The sequence below is a fragment of the Billgrantia sp. Q4P2 genome (assembly GCF_052806135.1).
In genome coordinates this window covers 484,347-497,036 of record NZ_JBRBAI010000001.1, presented here as the reverse complement: position 1 = coordinate 497,036, position 12,690 = coordinate 484,347, and the positions used below count along the sequence as shown (strand labels likewise).

Sequence of the window (12,690 nt, the reverse complement as noted above, 5' to 3'; positions counted from 1 at the left end):
CAAGCTTTTTCTCAACCCTGCCGGGCTGCCCAGGAGGCGTCATGTTCACAGGCATCGTTCAGGGGACGGCCGAGATCGTCGCCATCAAGGAAGCGGAGGCATTCCGTACCCATGTGGTGAGCCTGCCCGAATACCTTCGTGAAGGGCTCGAGCTGGGGGCCTCGGTGGCCCATAACGGCGTTTGCCTGACCGTTACCGCCGTTGAAGGCGAGCGGGTCAGCTTCGACCTGATGCGCGAAACGCTGCGCGTGACCAATCTCGGTGCGCTGCGCGAAGGAGATCGCGTCAATATCGAGCGGGCGGCGCGTTTCGGCGACGAGATCGGCGGACATGCCATGTCCGGGCACGTCATGGCCATGGCGGAACTGGTCGAGCTGGACCAGGCACCCAACAACCGCCGGCTCTGGTTCGAGGTGCCCCATGCGCTGGGGCGCTTCCTGTTCGACAAGGGCTATGTCGGTGTCGACGGCATCAGCTTGACGATAGGGGAGGTACGGCATGCCACCGCCGCCCACGGCCCGCGCTTCTGCGTCGACCTGATCCCGGAGACGCTGGAACGTACCATCCTGGTCGATCGCGTGCCGGGCGACCGGGTCAATATCGAGATCGATCCCCAGACCCAGGCCATCGTCGAGACGGTCGAGCGCGTCCTGGCATCACGAGGCGGCTGAGTGGCGGTTCAAATGACCGTTTCGTCAAGTCTGCGTTGGTAGCCGCGCTGGCGCATGGCGCAGAGTTTGCTTATACAGAGCGAACCGTGCCGTGGCATGGCGTTCAGGGGCGGCCTCGCATCGTCGGTGGCCTTTGGGTACCATGTGCGGCTTTTCTCGCTCCCTGGCCGAACACCAGCCCTAGTGCGCAGGAATGCCAAAAATGAAGAACCTCCTCGAAAGACACTTCAAGCTGACAGAGCACAATACCAGCGTGAAGACCGAGGTCATTGCCGGGATCACCACCTTCCTGACCATGGCCTACATCATTTTCGTCAACCCCAGCATTCTTTCCGAAGCGGGCATGGATTACGGTGCGGTGTTCGTCGCCACCTGCCTTGCCGCGGCCGTGGGGTGTCTGATCATGGGCCTGTGGGCCAACTACCCCATTGCCCAGGCCCCTGGCATGGGGCTCAACGCCTTCTTCACCTATGGTGTCGTGCTCGGCATGGGCTACACCTGGGAAGCAGCACTGGGTGCAGTGTTCCTGTCCGGTTTCTGCTTCTTCCTGCTCAGTGTGTTCAAGATCCGGGAGTGGATCATCAACTCCATTCCGCTCTCCCTGCGCCTGGGCATCGCTGCGGGTATCGGCCTGTTCCTGGCGATGATCGCGTTGAAGAATGCCGGCATCGTGGTAGCCAATCCGGCCACCTACGTGGCACTGGGCGATCTCTCCGAGCCTGCCGCCATCTATGCACTGCTGGGCTTCTTCGCCATCACCGCCATGGCCTATTTGCGCATCACCGGAGCGGTGATGATCGGCATCCTCGGCGTGACCGTGTTGGCCATGATCCTGGGGCACAACCAGTATGGCGGGCTGATGTCGATGCCGCCTTCGATCGCGCCGACCTTCATGGCGCTGGACCTGTGGGGTGCGCTGGACATCGCCATGCTCAGCGTCATCTTCGCCTTCCTGTTCGTCGATCTGTTCGATACCTCCGGGACGCTGGTGGGCGTGGCACACAAGGGTGGCCTGCTCGACAAGGACGGCAAGTTGCCGCGCCTGGGACGCGCCATGATGGCCGACAGCGGTGCCTCCATGGCGGGTGCCGTGCTGGGTACCTCGACCACCACCAGCTATATCGAGTCCACCGCCGGTATCGCTTCGGGCGGGCGCACCGGACTGACCGCCGTGGTAGTGGCCGCGCTGTTCCTGATCAGCCTGTTCTTCGCGCCGCTGGCGGGCTCGATCCCGGCCTATGCCACCGCCGGCGCGCTGCTCTACGTCGCGGTGCTGATGGCCGGCAGCCTGGCCCACGCCAACTGGGACGACCCTACCGACGCCGCTCCCGTGCTGATCGCCGCGCTGGCCATGCCGCTGACCTTCTCCATCGCCGAGGGCATCGCGCTGGGCTTCATCAGCTACGCTGCTATCAAGACCCTCTCCGGCCGGTTCCGCGACCTCAACCCGGCCGTGGTCGTACTGGCGATCCTGTTCGTATTGAAGTTCCTGTTCCTAGACTGACATTTCCTCACCGAGAGCTGCGATGAGCATTTACGGCGACTACATCAAGTCCGTGATCCGAACCGTCCCCGACTGGCCGCAGCAGGGGGTCAACTTTCGCGACATCACCCCGCTGCTGCAGAACAGCTCGGCCTTTCGCAAGCTGATCGACAGCTTCGTGCATCGCTACCAGGACATGGAGCTGGATGCGATCGCCGCCATCGACGCGCGCGGCTTCATCATCGGTGCGCCGGTGGCCTACGAGCTGGGCTGCAGCTTCGTGCCGGTGCGCAAGAAGGGCAAGCTGCCGTTTCGCACCATCAGCGAGACCTATACGCTGGAGTATGGCCAGGCCGAGGTGGAGCTGCATTCCGATGCCTTCCGCCAGGGTGACAGGATCTTGATCATGGACGATCTGATCGCCACCGGTGGCACCATGCTGGCCGCCGCCAAGCTCATCACCCGCTCTGGAGGGCAGGTGGTGGAGACCGCTACCATCATCGACCTGCCGGAGATCGGCGGGTCGGCAAAGATTCGCGAGGCCGGCTTCGGCGTCTTTGCGGTCTGCTCCTTCAATGAGGATGAGTGATATCACCATGAGCAACGCCCGCTATCATCAGCACTTCACCGTTTCCTGGGATCAGCTTCATCGCGACGTGCGCGAGCTCTGTCATCGCCTGGTCGAGCGCGACTTCAAGGGCATCGTGGCGATCACCCGGGGCGGCCTGATTCCGGCGGCTCTGTTTGCCCGCGAGCTCAACGTGCGCTTGATCGATACGGTCTGTATCAGCAGCTACGACCACATGGACCAGGGCGGGCTGGATGTCATGAAGGGCGTGGACCACGATGGGGACGGTTGGCTGCTGGTCGACGACCTGGTCGATACCGGCAAGACGGCGCGCAAGGTGCGCGAGATGCTGCCCAAGGCGCACTTCGTCACTGTCTATGCCAAGCCGGAAGGGCGCCCGCTGGTCGACCAGTACCTGACCGAGGTGGCCCAGGACTGCTGGATCCAGTTTCCCTGGGACATGGGGGTGGCCTACGTGGAGCCCCTGGTCGACCAGGTCAAGCGATAAACGAGTCGAGTACGCCATGAATCGTCCATTGCCGGAGAGCTGGCAGCGCTGGCTGGGAGGGGAGTTCGAAGCCTCCTACATGCAGTCGTTGCGGGACTTCCTGGCCGCCGAGAAGGCGGCCAGGAAAGTCATCTATCCGCACTCCTCGAACTGGTTCCGGGCCTTCGAACTGACGCCGCTGGAACGGGTCAAGGTCGTCATCCTGGGGCAGGACCCCTACCACGGCCCCAACCAGGCCCATGGACTGTGCTTCTCGGTGCAGCCGGGGGTGGCAACGCCGCCGTCGCTGATCAACATCTACAAGGAGCTGGCCGCCGACGTCGGCTTCCGGCCGGTCGATCATGGCAATCTGGAGTACTGGGCGCGCCAGGGCGTGCTGCTGCTCAATACCTCGCTCACGGTCGAGCAGGGCAATGCCGGCTCGCACCGCGGCAAGGGCTGGGAGTCGTTCACGGATCGTGCCATCGAGGTCATCAATGCCCAGGCCGAACCCTGCGTGTTCCTGCTGTGGGGCAGCCATGCCCGGCAGAAGAAAGTGCTGATCGATACGTCGCGACACCTGGTGCTGGAATCGCCGCATCCGTCGCCGCTTTCGGCGCACCGGGGTTTCTTCGGTAATCGTCATTTTTCTCGGGCCAACGCCTTCCTCGAGGCGAATGGACGTGAGCCGATCGACTGGCAACTGCCCGCCACACCCTGAGGCGTTGAGCCTGCGTGGCGGACATGCCTTAACCTGCTCGCGGGTTGCAGGTAAAATGCGCGCGACTCGTCCATGAGACGAAGGTCGCCAATTCCATTCACGCCAAGAGGTCCGTCATGAGCGTCCATGCGATCCAACACCCGTTGGTCCAGCACAAGCTGGGTCTGATGCGCGAAGCCGGCATCAGCACCAAGAGCTTTCGTGAGCTGGCCGGTGAGCTGGCCAAGCTGCTCACCTACGAGGCGACCCAGGATCTGGAGCTGGAAGAACAGGACATCGACGGCTGGAGCGGCAAGCCGATTCCGGTGAAGCTGCTCAAGGGCAAGAAGGTGACCATCGTACCGATCCTGCGCGCCGGGCTCGGCATGCTCGACGGTGTTACCGACCTGATCCCGAGCGCACGGATCAGCGTGGTGGGGCTCTATCGTGACGAGGAGACGCTACAGCCGGTGCCCTATTTCGCCAAGTTCGCAGGTGACCTCGACGAGCGCATGGCCATCGTCATCGATCCCATGCTGGCGACCGGCGGCACCATGGTGGCGACGCTCGACATGCTGCGCGAACGCGGCTGCCAGCAGATGAAGGTGATCGTGCTGGTGGCGGCACCCGAAGGCATCAAGCGGGTGCAGGATGCCTACCCCGACATCGAGATCTATACCGCTGCCGTCGACGACCACCTCGATGAGCACGGCTACATCGTCCCCGGTCTGGGCGATGCGGGGGACAAGATCTTCGGCACGAGATAAGCCACACGATACGGATAAGACGCCCCTGAGATCGCGATCCAGGGGCGTTTTTCTGGGCAGGATGCCTTCATTCGAACTAACGACACAAAAGAAGGATAGCTTCCCATGAACGAACACGTGGCGGCTGCACAGGCGCCGACCGAATCTCTGCCCAGGGTGCTCCTGACCGGCGCGCAGATGCTCTTCGTCGCCTTCGGCGCCTTGGTGCTGGTGCCGCTGCTGACCGGGCTCGACCCCAGCGTGGCGCTGTTCACCGCCGGGGTCGGCACCCTGGTGTTCCATGGCGTGACTCGGGTTACCGTGCCGGTCTTCCTGGCCTCGTCGTTTGCCTTCATCGCGCCGATCCAGGGGTCGGTGGCGAACTTCGGTGTGCCCGCCACCATGGGCGGCCTGATGGCGGCCGGGCTGGTCTACGTTGCCATCTCCCAGGCGGTACGCATGAAGGGCACGGGCTGGCTGCACCGCCTGCTGCCGCCGGTGGTGGTGGGGCCGGTGATCATGGTGATCGGCCTGGCGCTGGCCCCGGTGGCGGTCAGCATGGCCACCGGCGAGACCAGCGACCATATCGGCTATGGCCCGGCGATCTTGCTCTCCATGACCAGCCTGCTGGTCACCCTGGTGCTGGCCGTGTTCGGCCGTGGCCTGCTGCGGCTGGTGCCGATCATGGGCGGCATCCTGGTGGGCTATGCCATGGCGTTGCTGATGGGCCTGGTGGACTTCTCGCCGGTGCACGAAGCGGCCTGGCTGGCGATACCTTCGTTCACCGCGCCGAGTTTCCACTGGGCGGCGATCCTGTTCATGATTCCGGTGGCCATCGCGCCGGCCGTCGAGCATATCGGCGACATGATCGCCATCGGCTCGGTGACGCGCAAGAACTACCTGGAGAAGCCGGGGCTGCACCGCACGCTGCTGGGCGATGGTCTGGCGACTTCCACGGCGGCGTTGTTCGGTGGCCCGCCCAATACCACCTACTCGGAAGTGACCGGGGCGGTGACGCTGACTCGGGCGTTCAACCCGAAGATCATGGTGGTGGCGGCCTGCTTCGCCATCGGCCTGGCCTTCGTCGCCAAGCTCGGTGCGCTGCTGCAGACCATTCCCGGGCCGGTGATGGGCGGCATCATGACCTTGCTGTTCGGCTCGATTGCCGTGGTGGGGATGAATACCCTGGTACGCGCCGGCCACTCCCTGACCGCGCCGCGTAACCTGGTCGTGGTATCGCTGATCCTGGTGTTCGGTATCGGCGGCATGCAGTTCGGCGGCGGTCAGTTCACCCTGCAGGGCGTGAGCCTGGCAGCCCTGGTGGGCATCGTCCTCAACTGGGTGCTGCCCCGCGCCGAGGAGGAGTAACGTACAGCCTTGAGCTTTGTTTGAAAAGTCGGCGAGCGAAGGCCAGACAAGGCAAAAATCAGTGAAAAGACGGAGTTTGCGCGGTGTAAATGAGTACTTTGAACTGATTTTTAACGCAGTATGGCCAAGCGCAGCCAGTTTTCGGACAAAGCTCAGGCGTGGTGCATCTCCCTGCCGCCTTCCGAAAAGGTCGGCGGGGAGTTGGCGCTGACGATCACGCACTCCTCGTCGCCCACGTTGCGGAAGCGGTGGGGCAGGCGTGAATCGAAGTAGTAGGCGTCGCCCGTGCGCAGTAGCCGCGCCTCGCCGGCCACGGTGAGCTCGATCTCGCCGGCCACCACGACGCCACCCTCCTCGCCGTCATGCTCGAGCATTTCATCGCCAGTGTCGGCTCCGGGAGGGTAGCGCTCATGGATGATCGACATGCTGCGATCGGGGCGGCGTGCCGCCACCAGGCGCCACGACAGGTGGCCATCGCCTATCTCGGTGAGCTCATCGGCAGGATAGAAGGCGCGCGGCGGAGAGGGCTCGTCGCCAGCGAAGAAGGCACTGATCGATACCGGCAAGGCATCGAGAATCTTTTTCAATGAGCTGACCGAAGGGCTGACGCTGTTCTGCTCGATCAATGAGATGGTGCTGTTGGTGACACCGGCTCGCTTGGCCAGTTCGCGTTGGGACAGCTTGCGTGCCTTGCGCAACTCGCGCAGACGGGTCCCCACATCAAATCCTTCCATTGTCAGGTCCAGGGTTCGTTCGATTTGTTTGACACATGATACCCGCTAGCGCCGTGATGCATAAGATGATCCGGATCATGGCATGCAGACGATTGACTTGCTGGCCATGGCACCGGCGGGTTGGCTAAGGCATCATGGTAGATATGTCCGATCGACCCGCTATCAGCGTTCTGAACCCACTGACCGATATTACTGGCTTGATCCTGGCCGGCGGGCAGGGTCGCCGCATGGGCGGACGCGATAAGGGGCTGGAGTTGCTGAGTGGGGTTGCGCTGGCCGGTCATGTCCGGGCGCGTCTGGCAGGCAGGGTGGCCGAGGTATTGGTCAGTGCCAATCGCCACCTCGATCACTACCGGGGCCTGGCCGACCGTGTCGTAACCGACACCGAAGGCGGCTTCCAAGGTCCGTTGATGGGTATCTACAGTGGGCTGCGTGCTGCTACCACACCTTGGGTGCTGGTCGTGCCCTGTGATATGCCTGCCCTGCCGCAGGATCTGGTGGACAGGATGGTGGCAGGTGTCGGCAACTACCGCATCGCCGTGGCTCACGACGGGGAGCGCCTGCATCCGGTCGTGGTGCTGCTGGAGCGCGCGTTGGCGGATGATCTGCTTGCTGCCCTCGCGGCGGGAGAGCGCAAGGTAGGCCGTTGGTTCGACCGCCACGCCTGGACCACCGTGGACTTCAGCGATTGCCCCGAAGCCTTCGGCAATCTCAACACCGAAGAGGACAAGCAGCGCCTGGAGGCGCGCCTGAACGAGGAGAGTCGACCTTGACGTCACGACCGGAGCATCCCCCTCTGCAGCTCGACGATGCGCTGCCGCTGCTCGGCATTGCCGCCTGGAGCGGAACCGGCAAGACCACGCTGCTCGAGAGCCTGTTGCCACGCCTGGCAGCACGTGGGTTGCGTACGGCGGTGATCAAGCATGCCCATCACGATTTCGACGTCGATCAGCCAGGCAAGGACAGCCATCGCCTACGCCAGGCGGGCGCTGCGCCGATGCTGGTTGCCTCCCGGGCCAGGTGGGCCATGATGATGGAAACGCCTGACCAGGAGGAGGCCAACCTGGCGCAGCTGATCGAGGCGATGCGGCCCCAGCGCCCCGACCTGATACTGGTGGAAGGCTTCAAGGCCTGGCCCTTGCCGAAGCTCGAGCTGTACCGCGAGGCGCTCGGCAAGACGCTGCGCGTGGCCGAGGACCCCTGGGTCAAGGCGGTGGCCAGCCAACCGCCGGTCAGTGTGCCGGCCGGTGTCGATTGGCTCGATCTGGACGATCTGGATGCCATTGCCGAGTGGGTCGCCGCCTGGCCGTCGCGCTGGCCTGCAGAGCGGGCGCCGCGTAGCTGGATCTGACCCCTTCTTTGTCCTGTTTCGCACAAGCATACGATCAACCGATTCCGAGGTTGCCTCACATGAATTTGACCCATCTCAACCAGCGCGGTGAGGCCCATATGGTCGATGTCGCCGACAAGGCCGAGAGTCGCCGTGAGGCGACCGCTTCCGGCCATATCCAGATGAAACCCGAGACCCTGGCCCTGCTCAGCGAAGGTGGGTTGCCCAAGGGTGACGTACTGGCCACCGCGCGCATCGCCGGTATTCAGGCCGCTAAACGCACTCATGAGCTGATCCCGCTGTGCCACGCGCTGCCGCTGTCGAAGGTGGCCATCGACTTTCATCTGGACGAAGAGAATTTCCGCGTCGAAGTGATCGCCACTTGCCGCCTAAACGGTCGCACTGGCGTGGAGATGGAGGCATTGACGGCGGTCTCCGTCGCCTGCCTCACGCTCTACGACATGTGCAAGGCAGTGGACAAGGACATGGAGATTGGCGCCATCCATCTCGACGCCAAGCGTGGTGGGAAATCGGGTGATTATCAGCGTCAGCCAAGCGTGGCGGCGGCCCCGATCGTCACCGGGGAGGGCACCTCGGGCCAGGTCTCGGTGGGCAGTCGCTGCGACATCGATTCGCCCTGCGTCAGGGTCAAGTTCCTGGCCGAGTTACGTGAACGGCTCGGCATCAGCGAGCTCACCCTGCCGCTCGACAGCCTGCCAAGCGCGGATGTCGGAGGGTTGAAGAGTGCACTGTTGAAGCGTGATGCGCGCTTTGCGCGACTGAGCGAGGGACGGGTGCTGTGTGCCGTGAATCAAGTCATGGCGCTGGATCCGACGCCGATCACCAATGACGATGAAGTGGCGTTCTTTCCACCGGTAACGGGAGGCTGAGCGGTATGATCCGGGTTCAGCAGGTGCCCTTCGATGCAGGCAGCGAACAGCGTCAGCTGCTGGAAGGGCGTTCGGACGTCGGGGCAGTGGTCAGCTTCACCGGGCTGGTGCGCGACTTCAACGAGCGCCCCGACGTGAACGCACTGACGCTCGAACACTACCCTGGCATGACGGAAGCCGCTCTGGGCGAGATCGTTGCGGAAGCAGAGGCGCGCTGGCCGCTCCAGGGGGTGCGCGTCATTCACCGGGTTGGACGTCTCTCCCCGGGAGATCCTATCGTGTTGGTGGTGGTTGCCAGCGCTCACCGCCGCGCGGCGTTCGAGGCATGCGACTTCATCATGGACTACCTCAAGACTCGTGCGCCTTTCTGGAAAAAGGAGCATAGCATTACCGGGGACTACTGGGTTGCCGAACGCGAATCGGACCACCGGGATGCCAGCCGCTGGGAGAGCGATGATGACAAAATCCCCTGAGACCTTACCGTCCGAATTGATCGATGGCTTCGGCAGAAGGGTTCGCTATGTGCGGATCTCCGTCACCGATCGCTGCGATTTTCGCTGTGTCTACTGCATGAGCGAAGAAATGACCTTCCTGCCCCGTGCACAGATCCTGACGCTCGAAGAGTTGGGTATGGTGGCTCGGGCGTTCATCGAGATGGGGGTGGAGAAGATCCGCTTGACCGGCGGGGAGCCTCTCGTACGACGCGGTATCGACCAGTTGATCGAGCAGACCAGTGCGCTGCCCGGGCTGCGCGATCTGGCCATGACCACCAACGGGGCAGGGCTGGTCAAGCACGCCAGGCGCCTGCGCGAGGCTGGCTTGGATCGGCTCAATATCAGTCTGGATACGCTCGATCCTCAGCGCTTCCGTCAGTTGACCCGCACCGGTAATCTCGAGCAGGTCCTGAATGGGCTGCGTGCGGCGCGGGAAGTTGGCTTCGAGCGCATCAAGCTCAATGCCGTCATCCTCAAGGGACGCAATGACGACGAGGTGCTCGACCTGGTCGAGTTCGCCAGGTCAGAGGGCGTCGATCTGAGTTTCATCGAGGAGATGCCGCTGGGAGATGTGTCCGACCACTCCCGTGCCGAGACCTTCTGCTCGAGCGATGACGTGAAGGCTTTCATCGAGCAGCGCCACGAGCTGATTCCCACCGCCGAATCGACGCTTGGACCTTCGCGCTACTACCGTATGGCCGATAGCGACAGTCGCATTGGTTTCATTTCTCCCCATAGCCATAACTTCTGTGCCAGCTGCAACCGGGTGCGTGTCACTGCGGAAGGGCGGTTATTGCTTTGTCTGGGGAATGAGCACTCGGTCGATTTGCGTGCCGTGTTGCGTCAGTACCCGGGCGATCTCGATGCCTTGAAACGCGCTATTGTCGCAGCCCTGCCCCTCAAGCCCGAGCGCCACCATTTTACCACCGATGGTGATGTCCAGATCGTCCGCTTCATGAACATGACCGGCGGCTGAGCGTCAGCAGGAAGCTCGTTTTTCCTCGCTTTCTTTCCTGGTATTCGGCCTTGCGTTGGAAAGCTCTTTTCTTGCCAATTCGGCAAATCGGCATATACTTTCGACGAGTGAGCCTTGAGGCTGACTCGTCGTTTTCTTGCATGGAGGAGGCCAATGTCCAGCGAAACCCTGGAGCGTATCGCCCGTAACAAGAACGTGGCTCGGGCCGCGGCTCGCCAGTTGAGCATGGAGCAGCTGCACAAGCTCTCCGATGTGATCGGCGAGGTCATCGAGCAGAAAAATGAAGAGGAGAAGCTCCGCAAACAGGAAGAAGCGGACAAGGAAAAGAAACTGGCTGAGATCCGTGAGGCCATGAGTGATGCCGGTCTCTCCGTGGAAGATCTCGTGGGGGAACAGCCGCGCCGCCGGCGTGGTCGTCCGCCCAAGAATGCCAGCGGTTCGTGAACCGGCAGGGCACGAATCGTCTGCTTGTGCAACTCGGGTCGGGGGTGGTGCACGAGGTACCACCTCCGGCCTGCTGACAACATCTTTCCTTGCGTTTGGCCGTCCATGGCCTGAACGTGTTCAGCGGTAGGCCGGCGCTTCCACGGCTATCAGCTGGAGGTGAACGTCCGGTAATTGGCGCAAGTGCTGTCCCAGCCAGGAGGTAATGAGAGGCTGCAGGGCGGTGCGAAGTTCGGCCAAGGTTTCCGCTTCGACTTCTTCCAGGCGCTCGTCGAGCCACTCGGTAAAACTGTCTTCATCCATGGCGCTGACGCGGTGGGCATCCATCAGCAGGCGGCCGATACGTGTCCAGCCTGTCCGGGTCGGGGCGATCGACAGGGCGAGATGCAGGATGCCATGGCGCGACGATCCCCGCTCCGCCGTCAGCCCCGGCAAGGGAGTGACGGCATTCTGACTGACGATGCAGGGACGCTGCGGATGGCGCGATTCCAGGCTCAGGCCATCGCCATCGAGCCGAATCAGATCGCCATTGACCGGCGCCAGCGGCGCCTGTATCCCCATCGATTCCGCCAGCTCCTGGTGTGCCTGCTGGTGTCGGCGTTCGCCATGCACCGGCAGCAAATGGCGCGGTCTTATCCAGCCATAGAAGGTGCGAAGTTCGTCCTGGGCGGGGTGGCCCGACGCGTGAAGCTCGGGGTGATTGAATTCGTCCCACACCGCCACATCGAGATGGCTCAAGGCGTGCTTGAGGCGCTCGATCTGGCGTTCATTGCCCGGAATCGCCTTGGCCGAGAAGAGGATGGTATCGCCCGCCATCAGCTCGAAACTGTGGTGCCGGCCGTTGGCCAGCCGACTGAGGGCGGCGCGAGGCTCGCCCTGGCTGCCGGTGGCAATGACCAGGACTTCCGCTGGTGGAAGGTAGCCGAGATCACTGACCGGTACCAGCGCTGGCATGTCGTCCAGGTAGCCAAGGCCTTGGGCCACCGCCACCATGCGCTCCATGGCCCGGCCCATCAGGCTGACCCGGCGGCCACAGCGCTCGGCGGCCCGGGCCACGGCCAGTACCCGGGCCAGGTTGCTGGCGAAGCAGGTCACCACGACGCGCCCCGCACACTGGGCGAGGCGGTGTTCGAGCGCCCTTGCCACTTCGCCTTCACTGCGTGAATGGCCCGGCATGGGAGCGTTGGTGGAGTCGCCGACCACCAAGTCCACTGGTGCCAAGGCGCGAAAGAGGGAGCCCTTTACCGGAGGTCCGATCAAGGGCTCCGGATCGAGCTTCCAGTCACCGGTATGCAGCACCCGATAATCGCCAGCGACGATCAGCAGGGCGCAGCTTTCCGGAATCGAGTGGGTCACCGGAAGGTAGCGCAGGGTGAAGGGACCGCTCTCCAGCGCTTCGCCGGGTTCGATCACCTGGATGGCGTCGATGCTCAGGCCGCGCTCGTGAAACTTGGCCCGCAGCAGGCCTGCTGCCAACGGCGTGGCGTATATGGGGCATTGCCATTTCGGCCATAGCCAGGCGGCCGCGCCGATATGGTCTTCGTGCCCGTGGGTGATGACCAGGGCCGTGGGACGAATGCCGAGTGCCTCGGGCGTTTCCAGGCTGGGTACCTGTAGCGGCGTGTCCGGCAGGTCCTGACGGATCATCATGCCGCAATCGACGGCAATCCACTCGTTCTCAAGCCCGTAGAGCCCCAGGTTCATGCCGATCTCGCCGCAGCCCCCCAGTGGCAGGAAGTGAAGCGGAGAACGGCGGCGGGGGCGAATAGTGGCGTGAGTCGAATGCATCGGCAAATCAT

The 12,690-nt window shown here is 63.3% G+C and carries 15 protein-coding genes; 13 read left to right on the top strand and 2 right to left on the bottom strand.

The genetic code is table 11. The features are described 5' to 3' along the window. Positions 1 to 41: 41 nt before the first annotated feature. The 7 genes from ACUY1T_RS02275 to ACUY1T_RS02245 all read left to right on the top strand — a co-directional run bounded on the left by ACUY1T_RS02275 (position 42) and on the right by ACUY1T_RS02245 (position 6,023). Positions 42 to 671, top strand: a complete 630-nt coding sequence (locus ACUY1T_RS02275; RefSeq protein ID WP_446020095.1) for a riboflavin synthase subunit alpha — start codon at positions 42 to 44, stop codon at positions 669 to 671. Between the two features lie 202 nt (positions 672 to 873). Beyond that, complete coding sequence (locus ACUY1T_RS02270; protein WP_446020094.1) at positions 874 to 2,175, top strand: NCS2 family permease; 1,302 nt, start codon at positions 874 to 876, stop codon at positions 2,173 to 2,175. Between the two features lie 22 nt (positions 2,176 to 2,197). Further along, complete coding sequence (locus tag ACUY1T_RS02265; protein ID WP_411796564.1) at positions 2,198 to 2,743, top strand: adenine phosphoribosyltransferase; 546 nt, start codon at positions 2,198 to 2,200, stop codon at positions 2,741 to 2,743. Between the two features lie 7 nt (positions 2,744 to 2,750). Then, positions 2,751 to 3,230 carry a xanthine phosphoribosyltransferase gene (gene gpt, locus ACUY1T_RS02260; RefSeq protein WP_167114490.1) on the top strand — a complete coding sequence of 160 codons (480 nt, stop codon included), beginning with the start codon at positions 2,751 to 2,753 and terminating at the stop codon, positions 3,228 to 3,230. 16 nt (positions 3,231 to 3,246) lie between these two features. Beyond that, on the top strand, positions 3,247 to 3,930 hold the full coding sequence (ung, locus tag ACUY1T_RS02255; protein WP_446020093.1) for a uracil-DNA glycosylase: 684 nt from the start codon (positions 3,247 to 3,249) through the stop codon (positions 3,928 to 3,930). A gap of 116 nt (positions 3,931 to 4,046) precedes the next feature. Next, complete coding sequence (gene upp, locus ACUY1T_RS02250) at positions 4,047 to 4,676, top strand: uracil phosphoribosyltransferase (RefSeq protein ID WP_411796561.1); 630 nt, start codon at positions 4,047 to 4,049, stop codon at positions 4,674 to 4,676. Between the two features lie 105 nt (positions 4,677 to 4,781). Next, positions 4,782 to 6,023, top strand: a complete 1,242-nt coding sequence (locus tag ACUY1T_RS02245; RefSeq protein WP_446020091.1) for a uracil-xanthine permease family protein — start codon at positions 4,782 to 4,784, stop codon at positions 6,021 to 6,023. Between the two features lie 152 nt (positions 6,024 to 6,175). Here the strand turns inward: ACUY1T_RS02245 and ACUY1T_RS02240 are convergent, their stop codons facing one another. Next, a complete protein-coding gene (locus ACUY1T_RS02240; protein WP_446020090.1) occupies positions 6,176 to 6,757 on the bottom strand; it encodes a cupin domain-containing protein in 582 nt (193 codons plus the stop codon). Positions 6,758 to 6,900: 143 nt separating this feature from the next. Here ACUY1T_RS02240 and mobA point away from each other — a divergent pair, with 143 nt between their 5' ends. The 6 genes from mobA (at position 6,901) to ACUY1T_RS02210 (ending at position 10,891) form a co-directional block, all read left to right on the top strand. Further along, positions 6,901 to 7,530 carry a molybdenum cofactor guanylyltransferase MobA gene (gene mobA / locus ACUY1T_RS02235; RefSeq protein WP_446020088.1) on the top strand — a complete coding sequence of 210 codons (630 nt, stop codon included), beginning with the start codon at positions 6,901 to 6,903 and terminating at the stop codon, positions 7,528 to 7,530. Continuing rightward, positions 7,527 to 8,108, top strand: coding sequence for a molybdopterin-guanine dinucleotide biosynthesis protein B (gene mobB / locus ACUY1T_RS02230; RefSeq protein ID WP_446020087.1), 582 nt, complete (start codon positions 7,527 to 7,529; stop codon positions 8,106 to 8,108). The genes mobA and mobB overlap by 4 nt, the downstream gene beginning before the upstream one ends. A gap of 59 nt (positions 8,109 to 8,167) precedes the next feature. Next, positions 8,168 to 8,977, top strand: coding sequence for a cyclic pyranopterin monophosphate synthase MoaC (gene moaC / locus ACUY1T_RS02225; protein ID WP_446020086.1), 810 nt, complete (start codon positions 8,168 to 8,170; stop codon positions 8,975 to 8,977). A 5-nt stretch (positions 8,978 to 8,982) separates the two neighbouring features. Beyond that, on the top strand, positions 8,983 to 9,450 hold the full coding sequence (moaE, locus tag ACUY1T_RS02220) for a molybdopterin synthase catalytic subunit MoaE (RefSeq protein WP_446020085.1): 468 nt from the start codon (positions 8,983 to 8,985) through the stop codon (positions 9,448 to 9,450). Beyond that, positions 9,434 to 10,447, top strand: a complete 1,014-nt coding sequence (gene moaA / locus ACUY1T_RS02215) for a GTP 3',8-cyclase MoaA (protein ID WP_446020084.1) — start codon at positions 9,434 to 9,436, stop codon at positions 10,445 to 10,447. The genes moaE and moaA overlap by 17 nt, the downstream gene beginning before the upstream one ends. Before the next feature lie 153 nt (positions 10,448 to 10,600). Next, positions 10,601 to 10,891 carry an H-NS family histone-like protein gene (locus ACUY1T_RS02210; RefSeq protein ID WP_111412080.1) on the top strand — a complete coding sequence of 97 codons (291 nt, stop codon included), beginning with the start codon at positions 10,601 to 10,603 and terminating at the stop codon, positions 10,889 to 10,891. Positions 10,892 to 11,011: 120 nt separating this feature from the next. Here the strand turns inward: ACUY1T_RS02210 and ACUY1T_RS02205 are convergent, their stop codons facing one another. Beyond that, positions 11,012 to 12,595: a ribonuclease J gene (locus tag ACUY1T_RS02205; protein ID WP_446020222.1), complete on the bottom strand. Its 1,584-nt coding sequence runs from the start codon at positions 12,593 to 12,595 to the stop codon at positions 11,012 to 11,014. Positions 12,596 to 12,690 lie beyond the last annotated feature (95 nt).

What these genes read in the sequence shown, in the direction of transcription:
- ACUY1T_RS02205 (WP_446020222.1), bottom strand. Translation starts at nt 12,595, where the DNA reads ATGAACCTGGGGCTCTACGGGCTTGAGAACGAGTGGATTGCCGTCGAT.
- moaC (WP_446020086.1), top strand. Translation starts at nt 8,168, where the DNA reads ATGAATTTGACCCATCTCAACCAGCGCGGTGAGGCCCATATGGTCGAT.
- upp (WP_411796561.1), top strand. Translation starts at nt 4,047, where the DNA reads ATGAGCGTCCATGCGATCCAACACCCGTTGGTCCAGCACAAGCTGGGT.
- gpt (WP_167114490.1), top strand. Translation starts at nt 2,751, where the DNA reads ATGAGCAACGCCCGCTATCATCAGCACTTCACCGTTTCCTGGGATCAG.
- ACUY1T_RS02270 (WP_446020094.1), top strand. Translation starts at nt 874, where the DNA reads ATGAAGAACCTCCTCGAAAGACACTTCAAGCTGACAGAGCACAATACC.
- moaE (WP_446020085.1), top strand. Translation starts at nt 8,983, where the DNA reads ATGATCCGGGTTCAGCAGGTGCCCTTCGATGCAGGCAGCGAACAGCGT.
- ung (WP_446020093.1), top strand. Translation starts at nt 3,247, where the DNA reads ATGAATCGTCCATTGCCGGAGAGCTGGCAGCGCTGGCTGGGAGGGGAG.
- ACUY1T_RS02240 (WP_446020090.1), bottom strand. Translation starts at nt 6,757, where the DNA reads ATGGAAGGATTTGATGTGGGGACCCGTCTGCGCGAGTTGCGCAAGGCA.
- mobA (WP_446020088.1), top strand. Translation starts at nt 6,901, where the DNA reads ATGTCCGATCGACCCGCTATCAGCGTTCTGAACCCACTGACCGATATT.
- moaA (WP_446020084.1), top strand. Translation starts at nt 9,434, where the DNA reads ATGACAAAATCCCCTGAGACCTTACCGTCCGAATTGATCGATGGCTTC.
- ACUY1T_RS02210 (WP_111412080.1), top strand. Translation starts at nt 10,601, where the DNA reads ATGTCCAGCGAAACCCTGGAGCGTATCGCCCGTAACAAGAACGTGGCT.
- ACUY1T_RS02275 (WP_446020095.1), top strand. Translation starts at nt 42, where the DNA reads ATGTTCACAGGCATCGTTCAGGGGACGGCCGAGATCGTCGCCATCAAG.
- ACUY1T_RS02245 (WP_446020091.1), top strand. Translation starts at nt 4,782, where the DNA reads ATGAACGAACACGTGGCGGCTGCACAGGCGCCGACCGAATCTCTGCCC.
- ACUY1T_RS02265 (WP_411796564.1), top strand. Translation starts at nt 2,198, where the DNA reads ATGAGCATTTACGGCGACTACATCAAGTCCGTGATCCGAACCGTCCCC.